The sequence below is a fragment of the Paracoccus versutus genome (assembly GCF_000763885.1).
In the GTDB taxonomy this organism is placed as follows: Bacteria; Pseudomonadota; Alphaproteobacteria; order Rhodobacterales; family Rhodobacteraceae; genus Paracoccus; species Paracoccus versutus.
The window spans coordinates 46,426-62,080 of the sequence record NZ_JRKO01000004.1; the positions used below are offsets into that span (position 1 = coordinate 46,426).

The window sequence follows — 15,655 nt, forward strand, 5'->3', positions numbered from 1 at the left end:
CTAGCCCTCGTCCTTCGCCGCGGCGGGGGCCAGCAGCGACAGCGGATCGGCGCCCGGCTCCAGTTCCGGCACGCGGGCTTCCAGCGCGCGCTCTTCCTCGGCATAGGCCTCGGGGGTCCAGACCTTCAGGCTGTCGCCGGCCGAGATGAAGAAGGCGCTGTCGGTCAGGCCGATCTTCTCGCGCAGCTTCTGCGGCAGGACCAGGCGGCCGTCGCCGTCGATCTCGGCCTCGTCGGCGTGACCCTGGTAGATGTTTTCCAGAAGGTTGCGGGCGGCCGAGCCGCGCGGCATGCGGGCGATGCCGTCCTCGATCTCTTCCATCGCCTCGATGGTGAAAAGCTGCAGCCAGTTCCAGTCGCGGGTGCCGTAGACGATGACCAGCTGTGCGCGCTTGCCGGCCTGCCAGTCGGGATCGGAGGCTTCAAAGACCCGGCGGAACTTGGCCGGGATGGAAACGCGACCCTTCGCGTCCACCTTGACCTCTTCCGACCCTCTGAAACGGCGTGCCAACGGCGCGCCCTCCTTTCACTGTCCCGACCTTTCCGGTTTGCCCGAAAAGGAAAGGCGGACCGGGCTGCTGCCACTGCCCGATCCGCCGCCCTCGTTCCCATCTCTGGGCCCCGTAGTTTCGGGGATCGCGCCCTGCGTTTCGCGCCACCTGGGGGAGGTGCTGCTCGCGCGCCGCAGAGGTCATTCGGAAACGGGTTGCCTGTATGAAAGCTGCTTGTCGCCTTTTGGGGTCTTGGCGCCCCTCGAGCCCGTTCCGTGAGCCAAGGGATGCCATGGGAATTCATGGGACGCAATGGATTTGTTTGGTCGGAACCTGGGCGCAGGCGGGCTATTGCCGGCGAACGCGGCGCGAACAAATTCACACCGGCGCGATCACAGGGGAAGGTATCGGATGCAGGGATAGAACAGCCACTAGATGTAGTATGGAGCGCCGATGTGGCAAATAAATCCCACCATTTCCCAGAATCGTCCCACGCGACCGGGTGAAGGGGCGATTCTTTCGTCGAAAAAGGGGAAAGCTTGCCGATTCGACCGGCCTTCACGGGCAATCACGCCGCGGTGATTCGGAATCCAGGGGCCGTTCCCATGATTTCCCGGACCCGCTTCCCGTGTTTTCCCGGCCGGGTGCGAAAGGCCGGGTCAGGCCATGCCGCCGGCGATCAGCCGCTCGGCCAGCCGGACGAAGGATTGCGCCACCGGCCCGTCGCCGGCCGCGATCGGCGTGCCGGCATCGCCCGCAAGCCGCAGGTCCAGGTTCAACGGGATTTCGCCCAGGAAGGGCAGGTCCAGCGCCGCGGCCTCGGCGGCGACGCCGCCATGGCCGAACAGATGCGCCTCGTGGCCGCAATTGGGGCAGATATAGGTGGACATGTTCTCGACCAGCCCCAGCACCGGGGTCTTGAGCTTGTCGAACATGTCGATGGCGCGGCGGGCGTCGATCAGCGCCACGTCCTGCGGGGTCGAGACGATGATCGCCCCGCTGACCTGCGCCTTCTGGCACAGCGACAGCTGCACGTCGCCCGTGCCGGGTGGCAGGTCGACCAGCAGCACGTCCAGCTCGCCCCATTTCACCTGGTTCAGCATCTGCTGCAGCGCGCCCATCAGCATCGGGCCGCGCCAGACCACCGCCTCGCCTTCCTTCATCATCAGGCCCAGCGACATGACGGTGACGCCATGGGCGTGCAGCGGCTCGATCATCTGGCCGTCGCTGGTGGGGCGCTGCCCGGTCAGGCCCAGCATGCGCGGCTGCGAGGGACCGTATATGTCGGCGTCCAGCAAGCCGACCCGCCGCCCCTTGCGCGCCAGCGCCACCGCCAGGTTCGAGGTCAGCGTCGATTTCCCGACCCCGCCCTTGCCCGAGCCGACGGCCAGGATTCGCGCCACGCCGCTGACCGGCGCGGGGCCGGCCTGGGGCGTGGGGTGGCGGCCGATCTTCAGGCTGGGCGGTGCCTCGCCGCCCGAACGGGCCGCGACCTGCGGGGCACCGCCGCGCGGCGCGGTCGGGGCGGTGGTGACGATCTGCACCTTCTCCACCCCCGGCAGGGCGGACAGCCGGCGCTGCGCCTCGGCCTCGACCGGGACCAGCGCGCGGGCAGAGGCCGCATCGGCCGCCTCGATGACGAATCGCACCGCGCCCGATTCGACGTTGAGCGCGCGCACCAGATCGGCCGAAACCAGGTTGCCGCCCCCCGGAACCGCGATCTGGGCAAGTTCCTGAAGCACACGTTCCCGTGAGATGGTCATGGCTACCCCCGCATCAAAGCGCCCGCAGCATCGCAATTCGCGCGGGGATGGGCAAGCCGGGCTTGCGGGCTGATACCGCTAACCCCCTGTGACCCCGCGTAAAATACGACCGATCTGCTAGGGAAACTTGATCCAGCTTGTAAAAAGGCTGAAAAATTCACGGATTATTAACGCTTTGTAACAGTGTCCCAGAAACAGCCATGTAGATTCTGCATAGCAGCATCTCGCCCGCGGCCATTGTGCAGATGCAGAAAAGGGACCATGTTCGTCTCAACAGCGCGACAGGGAAAACCGACCGCGCCATCCGCAAGACGAAAGAGTGAATGAAATGGCTGTTCTCGATCTGATCCATGGCGGTATGCACCGCAACGACATCGCCGGCAACGGCGCGATCGCGAAATTCGTGGCCAATGTCCGTGACCATATGGCCCGCCGGGCGGTCTATCGCCAGACCCTGCGCGAACTGGGCGACCTGTCCAACCGCGAACTGGCCGACCTGGGCCTGAACCGCGGCAACATCCGCAGCGTGGCTTACGAAGCCGCCTGGGGCACGAAGTAAACGAATAGAACACCCGACCCACTCCTCCTCCCTTGGGTCCGGGTTCAGGCGGCATCCTCCCTCCTCCTCCCTGAGGATGCCGCCGCTCAGATACGGTGAAGCCCCTCCTCCTCCCTGGGCTTCACGGTTCCGGCGGCTCCCCCTCCTCCTCCCTGGGGATGCCGCCACCCCATACGGCGAGACCCCTCCTCCTCCCTGGGTCTCGCGGTCCGGCGGCAGCCTCTTTCCTCCTCCCGGAGGCGCCGCCAAACCGACACGGCGAAGCCCCTCCTCCTCCCTGGGCTTCCCGTTCTGCGCGGCGCCCTCCCCTCCTCCTCCCTGGAGGGCGCCGCCAAAACACCGCCGCAAGGCGGAACGGAATGCGACGGTCCTCTCCTCCTCCCTGGGACCGTCAGCTAGCGGTAATGGCCTCCTCCTCCCTGCCATTGCCGCACCCCATACGCGGCCCCTCCTCCTCCCTGGGCCAGCGTTGCGCGGCGGTGCCCCCTCCTCCTCCCTGGGCGCCGCCGCTTTTCATTTCCGGGCCATCGGGTTAATCGCGGGACATGTTGTCCTATCAGCACGCCTATCACGCCGGGAACCTGGCCGACCTGCACAAGCACGCGCTGCTGGCTTGGGTGCTGGCCTATCTGACCGCCAAGCCGAAGCCGCTGAGTTATCTGGAAACCCATGCCGGGCGCGGCCTTTACGACCTGTCGGCGCCCGAGGCGGAAAAGACCGGCGAGGCGGCCGCCGGCATCACCCGCGCGCTTTCCGAAAACTGGCTGCCCACGGATCACCCGCTGCGCCTTGCGCTGGAGGCGGTGCGCGCCCGTCATGGCGCGACCGCCTATCCCGGCTCGCCGCTGATCGCGCGGCATTTCCTGCGCCCTGGCGACGTGGCGCATCTGGCCGAGCTGCACCCGGCCGAGCACCAGGCGCTGGCCGAGGTCGCAGGCTTTGCGCATCTGCACCGGCAGGACGGGTTCCAGATGGCGCAGGCGATCTGCCCGCCCACGCCGCGGCGCGGATTGCTGCTGATTGACCCCAGCTATGAGGTCAAGGCCGATTACGACGCCATCCCGCGCCATGTCGCCAAGCTGGCGCGCAAGTGGAACGTCGGCGTGATCGCGCTGTGGTATCCGATCCTGGCCGACAGCCGCCATGCGCCCATGGTCGAGGCGCTGCGCCGCAACCATCCCGAGGCGCTGGTCTCGGAGGTGCGATTCCCGCCGGCGCGGCCCGGCCATGGCATGGTCGGCTCGGGCATGGTGGTGCTGAATGCGCCCTATGGGCTGGAGACCGAGGCCCGGCGAATCGAGGCGCTTTTCTAGGACCGCTTGTTGGATCGTTGCGGGGGGACTTCGCGTCCCCCGTCCGCCGCTGCCGCGGCGGCCTCCCCCTGCGGGATATTTGGGCACGAAAGAAGCTCGCGATAAGCCAGCGCCGCGGCCAGCCGGCGGTCGGTTTCGTCCTCGGGACCATCGGCCCAGGGGCGGAAGTGCAGGCGGAAGGCGGCGAGGCGCGCCGGATCCTCGGGATAGCCGATGCGGGCCAGGCTGTCGGCCAGCGGCAGGTCGGGGCCCGGCCCCTCGGGCCAGACTGCAAGCCCCTGCAAGGCCAGCCGGCGCCAGTCGAAACGCGGGCCGGGGTCGATCTTGCGCCCCGGCGCCATGTCGGAATGGGCGATCACGCCCTGGGGCGGGATGGACCAGCGCGCCATGATGGCGCCGAGCAGCGCCTCGAGCGCCGCCATCTGCGGCTCGGGGAAGGGCCGGTCGCCGGGATTGACCAGTTCGATGCCGATGCTGCGCGAATTCACGTCCTCGCGCCCTTGCCACGCACCGGCGCCCGCGTGCCAGGCGCGGCGGTCCTCGGGCACCAGCGCCTCGGTCGTCCCGTCCTCGTGGACCAGCCAATGCGCGCTGACCTCGGCGCCGGGATCGCAGAGCCGGGCGCGGGCCGAGGGGCCGTCCGCCATGCCGGTGTAATGGATCACGACCAGCGAAGGCTGTTGCCCGCGCCGGTCGCCGTGATTGGGCGAAGGGCTCAAAGCCCGGATTGGCGCAGCGGGCGCGGATCCCAGCCGCAGGCGAAACCATCGCCGTCCGGGTCGAGCCCGCGCGGGTCGATCACCGGCCCGCCCGCCGCGAGGAAGGCGCTTTGCGCCACATCCGCGCTGGCATAGCTGCGGCAGGCCCGCGCCGCCGCCGATTCGGAACTGCCGCTGCGCTGGTATTTCCGCGTGCCCGGCGCCTGGGTTTCCTGCTGCGCATAACGCACCAGCGAGGGCGTCGCGGCCTGCGTCGCCGCCGGTGCCCGCACCGGCGGCGCTGTTGCCGCGGCAGGCGCGGCTTGGGCGGCTGCCTGGGCCCGCGGCTTTGCCGCCGTGCCGGCGATCTGGGCTGCGGTGGGCGCCTGCGCCGGCAGGGCGATCGGGATCACCTTGGGCACCGGGCCCTTGCCATGCAGCGCGACCTCGCGCGCTTGCAGGTATTCCGCATAGGGCGAACCATTGTGCATGGCGCTGTAATTCGGGTTCCAGCCCGTATTCTCGCCGCAGCCGGCCAGGGCAAGAACGGGGCCAAGCAGGGCCAGGATCGCCAGGTTCCGCATCATTCTCTCCGGTTTGAGGCCGCTCACCACCAGCGCGAGGGTTTCGCCGCAAATCCTGCCGCAGATTCGAGGCTCTGCGCAAGGTTCAAGAGCCCGCCTTCGTCCCAGGGCCGGCCAATCAGCTGCATTCCCAGCGGCAGGCCCTGCCGATCCAGCCCCACCGGCACCGAAATCCCCGGCAGCCCGGCCAGGTTCACCGTGACGGTAAAGACGTCGTTGAGATACATCTCGACCGGATCCTTGCCCGACATCTCGCCCAGGCCAAAGGCGGCGCTGGGGGTGGCCGGCGTCAGGATCGCGTCGATGCCATCGGCAAAGACCTGGTCGAAGTCGCGCTTGATCAGCGCGCGGACCTTGCGGGCGCGGTTGTAATAGGCGTCGTAGAAGCCCGCCGACAGCACATAGGTGCCGATCATCACCCGGCGCTGCACCTCGGGGCCGAAGCCCTCGGCGCGGGTCTTTTCATACATCTCGACCACGCCGTCGCCGGCGCCCAGCCTGGCGCGGCGGCCATAGCGCACCCCGTCATAGCGCGCGAGGTTCGACGACGCCTCGGCCGGCGCGATCACATAGTAAGCCGGCAGCGCGTATTTCGTATGCGGCAGGGTGATGTCCACCACCTCGGCACCGGCGTCGCGCAGCATCTCGGCCGCCTTGTGCCAGAGCGCGTCGATCTCGTCCGACATGCCCTCCATGCGGTATTCGCGCGGAATGCCGATGCGACGGCCGCGGATGTCGCCGGTCAGAGCGGCCTCGTAATCCGGCACCGGGCGTTCGGCGCTGGTCGAATCCTTGGCATCGACCGAGGCCATGGCGCCCAGCATGATCGCGGCGTCGCGGACCGACTTGGTCATCGGCCCGGCCTGGTCCAGCGAGCTGGCAAAGGCGATCACCCCCCAGCGGCTGACCCGGCCATAGGTCGGCTTCAGCCCGACGGTGCCGGTAAAGGCCGCCGGCTGGCGGATCGAGCCGCCGGTATCGGTGCCGGTCGCGGCCAGGCACAGGTCCGCCGCCACCGCCGCCGCCGAACCGCCCGAGGAGCCGCCGGGCGTCAGCTGCCGGTCGTCCACCTTCCACGGGTTGACCACCGGGCCATAGCAGGCGCTTTCGTTGGACGAGCCCATGGCGAATTCGTCCATGCTGAGCTTGCCCAGCATGACCGCACCCGCATCCCACAGGTTCTGCGTCACCGTCGATTCATATTGCGGCAGGAAGCCTTCCAGGATCCGGCTCGCGGCCTGGGACGGCACGTCGCGGGTGCAGAACAGATCCTTGATGCCCAGCGGGATGCCGCACATGGCGGGCGCGTCGCCCGCGGCGATGCGCTTGTCGGCCGCCGCCGCCATTTCGCGGGCCTTTTCCGGGGTCTTGTGAGAATAGGCGTTCAGCGCGCCGGCGGCGTCGATGGCGCCGAGGCAGGCCTCGGTCAGCTCGGTGCTGGTGAAATCGCCCTTGCGCAGCCCGTCGCGGGCCTGGGCGATGGTCAGTTTGTTCAGGTCGCTCATTCCACCACCTTCGGCACGGCAAAGAAGCCCTCGCGCGCATCGGGCGCGTTCTTCAGGATCAGATCCTGCATCTCGCCATCGGTGACGACGTCCTGGCGGCGCTTGAGGCGCATCGGCTCGACCCCGGTCATCGGCTCGACGCCCTCGACATCGACCTCGTTCAGCTGTTCCATGAAATGCAGGATGCCGTTCAGCTCCTGCGCCAGCGCGGGCAGGTCGGCGTCCTTGACCGCAATCCGCGCCAGATGCGCGACCTTGCGGGCTTCGTCCTCGGTGATCGCCATGGGAGGCTCCTTTCGCTTGCGCCGGGTTTTACCGGGGCGGCCGGGGCGGGGCAAGCACCCGCGCAGGCGGAACCTTGCGGCGGAACTTTACGGGCGCCGCCCGGCTTGGCAGGATGCGGCAGCGCAAGAAAAGGAGCCCTTCCATGAAACTGACCTGGCTTGGCCATTCCGGCTTCCGGCTGGAGATCGAACAGGCGGTGATCCTGATCGACCCCTGGCTTTCGGGCAATCCGATGTTCCCCGAGGACAGCCGCGACGAGGCCATCGCCGGCGCCACCCATATCCTGGTGACGCATGGCCACGGCGACCATACCGGCGACACCGTCTCGATCGCCAAGGAACTGGGGATTCCCGCCGTCGGCATCTACGACATGGTCTCGACCTGGATGAAGCACGAGGGCATCGAGGGCATCGGCTTCAACAAGGGCGGCACGGTCGATCTGGGCGGGGCCAGGGTGACGATGGTGAATGCCAGCCATTCCTCGTCCTTCGAGGGCGCCGAGGGGCCTGTCTATGCCGGCCACGAGTCGGGCTTCATGATCGCGGGCGAAGGCCATGTGATCTATGTCTCGGGCGATACCGACATCATGGCCGACATGGCGTGGATGGGCGAATATCACCGGCCCGACATCGGCATCCTCTGCGCCGGCGGGCATTTCACCATGGACATGGACCGGGCGGCCTGGGCGGCGCGGAAGTATTTCGACTTCAAGACCGTGATCCCCTGCCATTACAAGACCTTCCCGCTGCTGGCGCAGGATGCCGAGGTGCTGAAGGCCGGCCTGCCGGGCGTGCAGGTGATCGAGCCCGAGGTGATGCTGCCGATCTCGCTTTAGGGCCAGCGATAGGCGCTCGGCCCCGGCTCTGCCCGTCCCGCGGGCCGGGCCGGCGCGAAGATCTCGACCAGCAGCGGATGGCAGGCGGCGGCGTCGCTGGAATGCGCGCTGCCGCAATCGCCGCCCGGACAGGCCGAAAGCCCGCCGATCAGGTCGATCTCGGCAAAGAACTCGATATGGTCGCCGGGGCGCACCGGGCTTGCCTTCATGAAATATTCCCCGGTGTCGCGGGTGAAGCCCGTGCACATGAAGACGTTCAGCACGTCATGCACCAGGGGCTCGGCCGCCTCGCGCGACAGGCCCATCTCGGCCATCAGCGCGTTGACCAGGTTGGAATGGCAGCAATGGTGATAGTCCTGCCCGCTCAGCAGGCGATGGGTATAGGGGTCGCAGCGCGTGCCGATCACGTCGTGGACCGAGCCGCCGTATTCGTCGATGCCATACCATTCCAGCGTATCCTCGGTCACGGTGGCCATCGGGCGCAGATGCGGAAAGCTGGACCACATGCGATGGCCGCGCGTCAGATGGGTGCCGTGCAGCGCGCGGGTCTTGCCGGAATAGAACCGTTCGCGCGGATCGGCGGCGGACCACAGGTTCAGGTCGCCGACCTGCGGCCCCTCGACGCTGGTGATGCGAAAGAAATGCCCGGCCGGCACGTGAAAGCAACGCGCCTCGCGCGGGGGCACCAGGCATTCCCCGGATTTGCGCGCCGTCAGGCGAACGGCCTGCAAGCCGGGCAGGTCCGGATCGGGAAGGGTATGGTTCGGATAGCAGATGACCGGGCGAATGGCCCGGCGCTCGGCGGCATCTTCGGGAATGGTTCGGATCATGGCGCGATGCTATGCGCGCGTCCTCGGCATCGCAAGGCTTGCGCACACCTTGCACAGCGCGCCTGCCGGCCCTGCCGCATGGGTATTTGGGAAACGGAAAAACGGCCAGCCTTTCACCGCTTCCCAAATACCCGAAAAACAAGAGCGCGGCCGGGAAGCCGCGCTGGAAGGCCCGCGCGTGCGGACAAGGTGGCCGCGCTTCAGGCGGCCTGGCGAATGTCGGCTTCCATCGGCATCGGATCGAAGCTGAAATAGCCGTACATCTGCTCCAGCACGGCCAGGGCCGCGCGATCCGCCGACTTGGCCGGCTTCAGCACGGCCAGGTTGGCGCTGGTTTTTTGGGTCTCGGCAAGGGTTTTCATCCGAAGGTCTCCGGGTCGAAGTGATGCTCTTCCCCACCGAAAAAGATAATGCCGCGCCGCAGAAAAATCTACCTCTGCGACGCGGCGTCAAACGGTATATCACGGCATACCGGCCATGACGGCCGTGCAAATCAAACGATACGGTCCACCATCATGTGCTTGATCGAGGCGATGGCCTTGGCCGGGTTCAGCCCCTTGGGACAGGTATTGGTGCAGTTCATGATCGTATGGCAGCGATACAGCTTGAACGGGTCTTCCAGCGCATCCAGGCGTTCGCCCGTGGCCTCGTCGCGCGAATCGATGATCCAGCGATAGGCGTGCAGCAGGGCCGCCGGGCCCAGGTAGCGGTCGCCGTTCCACCAATAGCTCGGGCAGGCGGTCGAGCAGCTGGCGCACATCACGCATTCGTAAAGCCCGTCCAGCTTCTTGCGATCCTCGATCGACTGGCGCCATTCCTTGTCGGGGGTCGGCGTCTCGGTGATGAGATAGGGGTTCACCGAGGCGTGCTGGGCATAGAAATGCGTCAGGTCGGGGATCAGATCCTTGACCACCGGCATGTGCGGCAGCGGATAGATGTTCACGTCGCCCTTGATCTCGTCCATGCCGTAGATGCAGGCAAGATGGTTGCCGCCGTCGATGTTCATCGCGCAGGAGCCGCAGATCCCCTCGCGGCAGGAGCGGCGGAAGGTCAGCGTCGGGTCGATCTCGTTCTTGATCTTGATCAGCGCGTCCAGCACCATCGGCCCGCATTTGTCCATGTCGACGAAATAGGTGTCGATGCGCGGGTTCTCGCCGGTATCGGGATCCCAGCGGTAGATGTTGAAGCGGCGGACGTTCGTCGCGCCTTCGGGTTTCGGCCAGGTCTTGCCGACCCGCATGCGGCTGTTCTTGGGAAGGGTAAGTTGGACCATTGGGTAACTCCTGGTGGTCAGACCGTCGTCTTGCGACTAGGCCGTCATGCGGTGGCTTGGGCAGAGGGCGTCAATGCACCCTCCAGCCCGGCTGTTCGTAAAGCGGCCGCGTGGGCTTCTGCCCCGAGCGGCGCTGGACGCATTGGTCGAAGACCTGGGACGGATCGCGCCCCAGGATCTGGTCCGAGGACAGGTCGACGCTGACGAAGCCGCCGCGATAGCCGTGCGAGCCGACGCCGATGCCGACCTGGGTGCGCGGCGCGCGGGCGTCGAGCGCCTGGACCATGCAGACGCGCTCGGCCTCTGCGACCGGGATCTGCACCGGCGCGGGCGCGCAGGCCGCCAGCCCCAGAAGCGCCGGGGCAAGGCGCAGGCCAAGCGCGCCGCGCCCGGCCATCAGGCGGCCTGCTTGGCCGCCGCCGCGGCGCTGGCGATGCATTGCGTGGTGGACGGACGGCCGACGATGGCGGCCACCGCATCTCCCGCCCCGGCCGCGCCGGCAGCGGCGATGCTGGACAGTTCCGCCGTGGTGGCGTTCTGCATCACGCAATCGGTATAGGGCGCGACATTGGCGCCGGGCAGGCGCCGGGCCATCTCGCGGTTGACGATGACGCGGGCCGAGGACCGCATCGCCGCATCCGGCGCGGGGGCCGCGACCGGCGGCAGCGGCGCCGGCGCCATGCCGGGGTTCTGGACCACGCAGCCCGAAAGGGTCAGCGCGGCGGCGGTCAGGGCCATGGGCAGGATCAGGGGAAGACGCATCAATAAACCCTCGCTTTGGGTGCGATCTTTTTCAGGTCGATCCCGCCCTCGTCCTGGGTAGTCAGGGGTTCAAGATGAACGGGCCGATAGGCCAGTTTAACATCGTTGCCTTCGACCCAGGCAAGCGAGTGCTTGCGCCAGTTGGCATCATCCCGCTCGGGGTAGTCTTCATGGGCATGGGCGCCGCGGCTTTCCTTGCGCGCCTCGGCGCCGACGATGGTCGCCAGCGCGTTGGGCATCAGGTTGGTCAGCTCCAGCGTCTCCATCAGGTCGCTGTTCCAGATCAGGCTGCGGTCGGTGACCTTCAGGTCGTCCATCTTGGCCGCGATCGCCTGCATCTTCTCGACGCCCTCGGCCAGGGTCTTGTCGGTGCGGAACACCGCGGCATCGGCCTGCATGGTGCGCTGCATCTCAAGCCGCAGCTCGGCGGTCGGCACCGAGCCGTTGGCGTTGCGGATGCGGTCGAAGCGGTCCAGCGCCTTGTCCACCTGTTCCTTGTTGGTGATGGGGATCGCCGCCTTGCGGTCGATCACCTGCCCGGCGCGGATGGCGGCGGCGCGGCCAAAGACCACCAGGTCGATCAGCGAGTTCGATCCCAGCCGGTTCGCGCCATGGACCGAGGCACAGCCGGCCTCGCCCACCGCCATCAGGCCGGGGAAGACCCGGTCCGGGCTTTCGGCGGTCGGGTCCAGCACCTCGCCCCAGTAGTTGGTGGGGATGCCGCCCATGTTGTAATGCACCGTCGGCAGGATCGGGATCGGCTCGCGCGTCACGTCCACGCCGGCGAAGATCTTGGCGGATTCCGAGATGCCCGGCAGCCGCTCGGCCAGGCTTTCCGGCGGCAGGTGCATCAGGTTCAGGAACATGTGATCCTTGTGCGGGCCGACGCCGCGGCCCTCGCGGATCTCGATGGTGATGCAGCGCGAGACCACGTCGCGGCTGGCCAGATCCTTGTAGGTCGGCGCGTAACGCTCCATGAAGCGCTCGCCCTCGCTGTTGGTCAGGTAGCCGCCCTCGCCGCGCGCGCCCTCGGTGATCAGGCAGCCCGAGCCGTAGATGCCGGTCGGGTGGAACTGCACGAATTCCATGTCCTGAAGCGGCAGGCCGGCACGGGCCACCATGCCGCCGCCGTCGCCGGTGCAGGTATGGGCCGAGGTGGCGCTGAAATAGGCACGGCCATAGCCGCCGGTCGCCAGCACCACCATCTTGGCGTTGAAGACGTGGATCGAGCCGTCATCCAGCTTCCAGCACACCACGCCGGTGCAGGCGCCGTCGGTGATGATCAGGTCCAGCGCGAAATATTCGATGAAGAACTCGGCCTTTTCCTTCAGCGACCGGCCATAGAGCGTGTGCAGGATGGCATGGCCGGTGCGGTCGGCGGCGGCGCAGGTGCGCTGCACCGGCGGGCCTTCGCCGAATTCGGTGGTGTGGCCGCCGAAGGGGCGCTGGTAGATCTTGCCCTCCTCGGTCCGGCTGAAGGGCACGCCGTAGTGCTCCAGCTCGTAGACCGCCTTGGGGGCCTCGCGCGCCAGGTATTCCATGGCGTCGGTGTCGCCCAGCCAGTCCGAGCCCTTGACGGTGTCATACATGTGCCACTGCCAGTTGTCCGGACCCATGTTCGACAGGCTGGCGGCGATGCCGCCCTGCGCCGCGACCGTGTGCGAGCGGGTCGGGAAGACCTTGGTCACGCAGGCGGTGCGCAGGCCCTGTTCGGCCATGCCCAGCGTCGCGCGCAGGCCCGCGCCACCGGCACCGACGACCACGACATCATATTCGTGCGTTTCGTATTTGTAAGCAGCCATGGCGGAACCTCAGAGGACGACGATCGCGCCAAGGCCCATCCGGGCCAGCGCATAGACGGCGGCGGCGATGACCGCCCAGCCGAAGATCACGGAAAAGATGATGGCGGCCTTGCGCACGCCACCCTGGAAATAGTCGTCGATCATGATCCGCGTGCCCTTGATGAAGTGGACCATGCCCACGATCACGAACAGAGCGGTGATGAGCGCCGGGAAGGGCCGGCCGAAATAGGCCAGCAGCTGTTCCTGCGACAGGCCGATGGCGCGGGCGACCACGATCATGAACAGCGGCGTCAGCACGGTCAGCGCGACGGCCGAGACGGTCATGGCCCAGTGGTGCTGGGTGCCCTCGTGCGCCGAGCCCAGGCCTTCGGCAGCTTTGCGGGGGGTGATGTAACGCATGATCCTGCCCTTTCCTCAGAACGCGAAGAAGATGATCAGCGTCAGCACGGCCAGGACGACCGAACCCGCGATCAGCGCCTGGCTGGATTTGCGCGCTTCCTCGATCTCCAGCCCGTAGCCGGCGTCATAGGCCAGGTGGCGCAGCCCGGCGAGCAGGTGATACCACAGCGACCACATCGAGCCGGTCAGGATGATGAAGCCCAGCCAGGACCGCATCACCCAGTCCGCGCAGGCGAAGGCGCCCGGCGAGGTGACGGCGGCGACCAGCCACCAGGTGATCAGCACGATCCCGGCGACCAGCGCGTGCCCGGTGATGCGGGTCATGATCGAGGTGATTGCGGCGATGGGCAGGCGATAGACCTGCAAATGCGGTGACAATGGCCGGTTGCCCCGGTTGACGTCAGCCATGATGCGCTCTCCTGCGTTCAGGCCCCGCACGCGACGGCTGGCGGCGAGGGCTGGCCGAAATTGGGTTTGCTTTTAGCCGCCTTGTCGCATCTGTCACGGGTGGATGCCAGACGTAAGGCGGATATGCGACAGATTTTCCGTTTTTGTGATCACGCAAACGCCAGCTGTGATCACGGGCAGGCTCCGACCCTTTCGAATGATTGCGGTATCAGGACGGACTCGCCGGATTTCCCCGGATAACCGAGGGATTCGGTCATGTTCAACCCCGGCGCGGCGGCGATTCGCGGGCCGGCTGCGCCGTGGCGCGGGGCGGTCATTTCGGCATCAAGGCCCAGTAATCCAGGTCCAGCAGCACCTGCGGGGCATATTTTCCATCCTCGCCGCGCAGGGCGTGATCACCGGCCGCGCCCTTGTGCGCCACCAGCCGCAGCCGGATCGCGCCGACGCCCGGCGCATGGGTGTCGGCCTTGTCCAGCACCTCGGACCAGGCGCGGATGGTGTCGCCGGCAAAGCAGGGATTGGCATGGGCCCCGCCGTTCAGCGCCACGATCATCTGCGCATTGGCCAGCCCGTTGAAGCTGAGCGCGCGGGCCATGCTGATGACATGGCCGCCATAGATCAGCCGCTTGCCGTCCTCGCGGAAGGTGGCGTCGAAATGCACCTTGGCGGTGTTCTGCCACAGCCGGGTGGCCAGCATATGCTCGGCCTCCTCGATGGTGACGCCGTCCACATGATCGATGACCTCGCCGACCTCATAGTCGCCCCAGCGGTGCGGCTCGCCGGCCAGGCCGAAGTCGTATTGCAGGAAATCCAGCCCCTCGGGCAGCACCAGATCGGAGGGCGCGACCGATTTCGCCAGTTCCGGCACCACCGGCTCGGGCGCCGGCGCCGCGTCGTCGCCCTTGCGCACCATGACCCAGCGCACATAGTCCAGCACCACCTCGTCCATCTGGTTCAGGCCGCGGGTGCGTACCCAGACCACGCCGGACTTGCCGTTGGAGTTCTCCTTGAGCCCGATCACCTCGGATTCGGAGCGCAGCGTGTCGCCCGGCCAGACCGGCTTCAGCCAGCGGCCCTCGGCATAGCCCAGGTTCGCCACCGCGTTCAGGCTGATGTCGGGGACCGACTTGCCGAAGACGATGTGAAAGGCGATCAGGTCGTCCAGCGGGCTGCCGTCCAGACCCGAGGCGGCCGCGAACTCGTCCGAGGAATAAAGCGCGTGCCGCGCCGGGTAGAGCGCATGGTAAAGCGCGCGCTCGCCCTCGGCCACGGTGCGGGGCACGGCGTGGCGGATCACCTGGCAGACGCGGTAATCCTCGAAGAAGCGGCCCGGATTGGTCTTGCTCATGGTGGTTTCCTATTGCTGGCCCAGTTTCATGTCCGGGTGATAATCCGCCTCGATCTGCTTGGTGACCGCCTGGGCGCAGCGCATCACGCCGCGCGCCGCGTCGAAGGCATAGGCGGGGTCGCCATGCAGCTCCCAGCCCTTCGACAACGCCTCGCTGACCTTGTGGCAGAAGGCCGAGGTGTCGTCCTCGGTCAGCAGGCGATAGATCTTGGGCATGTCAGCCTCCAAAGGGGTTATAGCCCAGCCAGGCGTGGACCAGCGCCACGACCCCGAACAGGACCACGGTGCCGACCGCGGCCATCGCCTCCTTGCGGACCGGGAACGGCCCGGCGGGCGGGGTCCAGCCCGGCTGCGCGCGGTTGATCACGGCCATCTCGACCAGCGACCAGAGCAGCAGCCCGCCGAACAGCACGAAACTGGGCAGGTCGCCATTGGGCAGCAGATGCGCAAGGGCCCAGAGCGCAAAGCCGGTCAGCTGCGGGTGGCGGATATGGCGGGCCAGGCGGGTCTTCATGCCGGCGACGGCGAAAAGATAGAAGCCCAGCAGCACCAGCAGGTTGTTGACGCCCTTCAGCGGTGCGGTCGCGCCCCACCAATGGGGACCGTCCGCCATGCGATAGCCGATCACCATCAGCACCACCGAGACCGCCAGCGCCCCCGCCACGCCGCCCCGGCCCAGCCGGTCGCGCAGCCCCGGTGCCAGCCGCTTGAGAAGATGCGCCGCCCACCAAAGCGCCACGCCAAGGATCAGGATCAACATCTGGCTTTGTCCTTTCGCTGGATGTAAATGGCGCTTACTTT

Annotated in this window: 20 protein-coding genes; 3 read left to right on the forward strand and 17 right to left on the reverse strand. The window is 67.4% G+C overall.

What is annotated here, in order from left to right; all coding sequences use genetic code 11:
* On the reverse strand, positions 1 to 510 hold the full coding sequence (gene mraZ / locus IT40_RS02600; protein ID WP_036750205.1) for a division/cell wall cluster transcriptional repressor MraZ: 510 nt from the start codon (positions 508 to 510) through the stop codon (positions 1 to 3).
* Positions 511 to 1,149: 639 nt separating this feature from the next.
* Positions 1,150 to 2,253, reverse strand: a complete 1,104-nt coding sequence (locus IT40_RS02605) for an Mrp/NBP35 family ATP-binding protein (RefSeq protein ID WP_036750208.1) — start codon at positions 2,251 to 2,253, stop codon at positions 1,150 to 1,152.
* A 328-nt stretch (positions 2,254 to 2,581) separates the two neighbouring features.
* On the opposite strand from IT40_RS02605, the gene IT40_RS02610 reads away from it, so the two are divergent.
* Both IT40_RS02610 and IT40_RS02615 read left to right on the forward strand, forming a co-directional pair.
* The gene (locus IT40_RS02610; protein ID WP_036750211.1) at positions 2,582 to 2,812 is read left to right on the forward strand and encodes a DUF1127 domain-containing protein; all 231 of its coding nucleotides are present in this window, start codon (positions 2,582 to 2,584) and stop codon (positions 2,810 to 2,812) included.
* A gap of 545 nt (positions 2,813 to 3,357) precedes the next feature.
* The gene (locus IT40_RS02615) at positions 3,358 to 4,125 is read left to right on the forward strand and encodes a 23S rRNA (adenine(2030)-N(6))-methyltransferase RlmJ (RefSeq protein ID WP_036750214.1); all 768 of its coding nucleotides are present in this window, start codon (positions 3,358 to 3,360) and stop codon (positions 4,123 to 4,125) included.
* Here IT40_RS02615 and IT40_RS02620 read toward each other — a convergent pair.
* Genes IT40_RS02620 through gatC form a run of 4 tightly spaced genes read right to left on the reverse strand, consistent with a single transcriptional unit; the run spans position 4,122 to position 7,196 of the window.
* Entirely contained in the window at positions 4,122 to 4,844 is a 723-nt protein-coding gene (locus tag IT40_RS02620) for an N-acetylmuramoyl-L-alanine amidase (protein ID WP_084196795.1), read from the reverse strand. The genes IT40_RS02615 and IT40_RS02620 overlap by 4 nt on opposite strands.
* Positions 4,841 to 5,410, reverse strand: coding sequence for a hypothetical protein (locus IT40_RS02625; protein WP_243700098.1), 570 nt, complete (start codon positions 5,408 to 5,410; stop codon positions 4,841 to 4,843). The genes IT40_RS02620 and IT40_RS02625 overlap by 4 nt, the downstream gene beginning before the upstream one ends.
* Positions 5,411 to 5,430: 20 nt before the next feature.
* A complete protein-coding gene (gene gatA, locus IT40_RS02630) occupies positions 5,431 to 6,912 on the reverse strand; it encodes an Asp-tRNA(Asn)/Glu-tRNA(Gln) amidotransferase subunit GatA (protein WP_036750216.1) in 1,482 nt (493 codons plus the stop codon).
* Positions 6,909 to 7,196, reverse strand: a complete 288-nt coding sequence (gatC, locus tag IT40_RS02635; protein ID WP_010393062.1) for an Asp-tRNA(Asn)/Glu-tRNA(Gln) amidotransferase subunit GatC — start codon at positions 7,194 to 7,196, stop codon at positions 6,909 to 6,911. Before gatC ends, gatA begins: the two co-directional genes overlap by 4 nt.
* Positions 7,197 to 7,339: 143 nt before the next feature.
* Here gatC and IT40_RS02640 point away from each other — a divergent pair, with 143 nt between their 5' ends.
* Positions 7,340 to 8,032: a metal-dependent hydrolase gene (locus IT40_RS02640; protein ID WP_036750220.1), complete on the forward strand. Its 693-nt coding sequence runs from the start codon at positions 7,340 to 7,342 to the stop codon at positions 8,030 to 8,032.
* Here the strand turns inward: IT40_RS02640 and IT40_RS02645 are convergent.
* From IT40_RS02645 to IT40_RS02690, 11 genes are all read right to left on the reverse strand, one after another.
* Positions 8,029 to 8,862, reverse strand: a complete 834-nt coding sequence (locus tag IT40_RS02645) for an urea carboxylase-associated family protein (RefSeq protein ID WP_036750223.1) — start codon at positions 8,860 to 8,862, stop codon at positions 8,029 to 8,031. The genes IT40_RS02640 and IT40_RS02645 overlap by 4 nt on opposite strands.
* Positions 8,863 to 9,062: 200 nt before the next feature.
* Positions 9,063 to 9,224: a hypothetical protein gene (locus IT40_RS28260; RefSeq protein ID WP_157034046.1), complete on the reverse strand. Its 162-nt coding sequence runs from the start codon at positions 9,222 to 9,224 to the stop codon at positions 9,063 to 9,065.
* A gap of 131 nt (positions 9,225 to 9,355) precedes the next feature.
* A complete protein-coding gene (locus IT40_RS02650; protein ID WP_036750226.1) occupies positions 9,356 to 10,135 on the reverse strand; it encodes a succinate dehydrogenase iron-sulfur subunit in 780 nt (259 codons plus the stop codon).
* A 70-nt stretch (positions 10,136 to 10,205) separates the two neighbouring features.
* Positions 10,206 to 10,532, reverse strand: a complete 327-nt coding sequence (locus IT40_RS02655; protein WP_052095694.1) for a hypothetical protein — start codon at positions 10,530 to 10,532, stop codon at positions 10,206 to 10,208.
* The gene (locus tag IT40_RS02660) at positions 10,532 to 10,897 is read right to left on the reverse strand and encodes a hypothetical protein (RefSeq protein ID WP_036750228.1); all 366 of its coding nucleotides are present in this window, start codon (positions 10,895 to 10,897) and stop codon (positions 10,532 to 10,534) included. The genes IT40_RS02655 and IT40_RS02660 overlap by 1 nt, the downstream gene beginning before the upstream one ends.
* The gene (gene sdhA, locus IT40_RS02665; protein WP_036750231.1) at positions 10,897 to 12,699 is read right to left on the reverse strand and encodes a succinate dehydrogenase flavoprotein subunit; all 1,803 of its coding nucleotides are present in this window, start codon (positions 12,697 to 12,699) and stop codon (positions 10,897 to 10,899) included. Before sdhA ends, IT40_RS02660 begins: the two co-directional genes overlap by 1 nt.
* 9 nt (positions 12,700 to 12,708) lie before the next feature.
* The gene (gene sdhD / locus IT40_RS02670) at positions 12,709 to 13,098 is read right to left on the reverse strand and encodes a succinate dehydrogenase, hydrophobic membrane anchor protein (RefSeq protein ID WP_036750234.1); all 390 of its coding nucleotides are present in this window, start codon (positions 13,096 to 13,098) and stop codon (positions 12,709 to 12,711) included.
* Between the two features lie 15 nt (positions 13,099 to 13,113).
* Complete coding sequence (gene sdhC / locus IT40_RS02675) at positions 13,114 to 13,506, reverse strand: succinate dehydrogenase, cytochrome b556 subunit (protein ID WP_036750387.1); 393 nt, start codon at positions 13,504 to 13,506, stop codon at positions 13,114 to 13,116.
* Positions 13,507 to 13,819: 313 nt separating this feature from the next.
* Positions 13,820 to 14,854, reverse strand: coding sequence for a MaoC family dehydratase (locus tag IT40_RS02680; protein WP_036750237.1), 1,035 nt, complete (start codon positions 14,852 to 14,854; stop codon positions 13,820 to 13,822).
* A gap of 9 nt (positions 14,855 to 14,863) precedes the next feature.
* A complete protein-coding gene (locus IT40_RS02685; protein WP_036750239.1) occupies positions 14,864 to 15,070 on the reverse strand; it encodes a DUF1737 domain-containing protein in 207 nt (68 codons plus the stop codon).
* 1 nt (position 15,071) lies between these two features.
* A complete protein-coding gene (locus IT40_RS02690) occupies positions 15,072 to 15,614 on the reverse strand; it encodes an NnrU family protein (protein ID WP_036750242.1) in 543 nt (180 codons plus the stop codon).
* Positions 15,615 to 15,655 lie beyond the last annotated feature (41 nt).

What these genes read in the sequence shown, in the direction of transcription:
- IT40_RS02605 (WP_036750208.1), bottom strand. Translation starts at nt 2,253, where the DNA reads ATGACCATCTCACGGGAACGTGTGCTTCAGGAACTTGCCCAGATCGCG.
- IT40_RS02610 (WP_036750211.1), top strand. Translation starts at nt 2,582, where the DNA reads ATGGCTGTTCTCGATCTGATCCATGGCGGTATGCACCGCAACGACATC.
- IT40_RS02615 (WP_036750214.1), top strand. Translation starts at nt 3,358, where the DNA reads ATGTTGTCCTATCAGCACGCCTATCACGCCGGGAACCTGGCCGACCTG.
- IT40_RS02625 (WP_243700098.1), bottom strand. Translation starts at nt 5,410, where the DNA reads ATGATGCGGAACCTGGCGATCCTGGCCCTGCTTGGCCCCGTTCTTGCC.
- gatA (WP_036750216.1), bottom strand. Translation starts at nt 6,912, where the DNA reads ATGAGCGACCTGAACAAACTGACCATCGCCCAGGCCCGCGACGGGCTG.
- gatC (WP_010393062.1), bottom strand. Translation starts at nt 7,196, where the DNA reads ATGGCGATCACCGAGGACGAAGCCCGCAAGGTCGCGCATCTGGCGCGG.
- IT40_RS02640 (WP_036750220.1), top strand. Translation starts at nt 7,340, where the DNA reads ATGAAACTGACCTGGCTTGGCCATTCCGGCTTCCGGCTGGAGATCGAA.
- IT40_RS02645 (WP_036750223.1), bottom strand. Translation starts at nt 8,862, where the DNA reads ATGATCCGAACCATTCCCGAAGATGCCGCCGAGCGCCGGGCCATTCGC.
- IT40_RS28260 (WP_157034046.1), bottom strand. Translation starts at nt 9,224, where the DNA reads ATGAAAACCCTTGCCGAGACCCAAAAAACCAGCGCCAACCTGGCCGTG.
- IT40_RS02650 (WP_036750226.1), bottom strand. Translation starts at nt 10,135, where the DNA reads ATGGTCCAACTTACCCTTCCCAAGAACAGCCGCATGCGGGTCGGCAAG.
- IT40_RS02655 (WP_052095694.1), bottom strand. Translation starts at nt 10,532, where the DNA reads ATGGCCGGGCGCGGCGCGCTTGGCCTGCGCCTTGCCCCGGCGCTTCTG.
- IT40_RS02660 (WP_036750228.1), bottom strand. Translation starts at nt 10,897, where the DNA reads ATGCGTCTTCCCCTGATCCTGCCCATGGCCCTGACCGCCGCCGCGCTG.
- sdhA (WP_036750231.1), bottom strand. Translation starts at nt 12,699, where the DNA reads ATGGCTGCTTACAAATACGAAACGCACGAATATGATGTCGTGGTCGTC.
- sdhD (WP_036750234.1), bottom strand. Translation starts at nt 13,098, where the DNA reads ATGCGTTACATCACCCCCCGCAAAGCTGCCGAAGGCCTGGGCTCGGCG.
- sdhC (WP_036750387.1), bottom strand. Translation starts at nt 13,506, where the DNA reads ATGGCTGACGTCAACCGGGGCAACCGGCCATTGTCACCGCATTTGCAG.
- IT40_RS02680 (WP_036750237.1), bottom strand. Translation starts at nt 14,854, where the DNA reads ATGAGCAAGACCAATCCGGGCCGCTTCTTCGAGGATTACCGCGTCTGC.
- IT40_RS02685 (WP_036750239.1), bottom strand. Translation starts at nt 15,070, where the DNA reads ATGCCCAAGATCTATCGCCTGCTGACCGAGGACGACACCTCGGCCTTC.
- IT40_RS02690 (WP_036750242.1), bottom strand. Translation starts at nt 15,614, where the DNA reads ATGTTGATCCTGATCCTTGGCGTGGCGCTTTGGTGGGCGGCGCATCTT.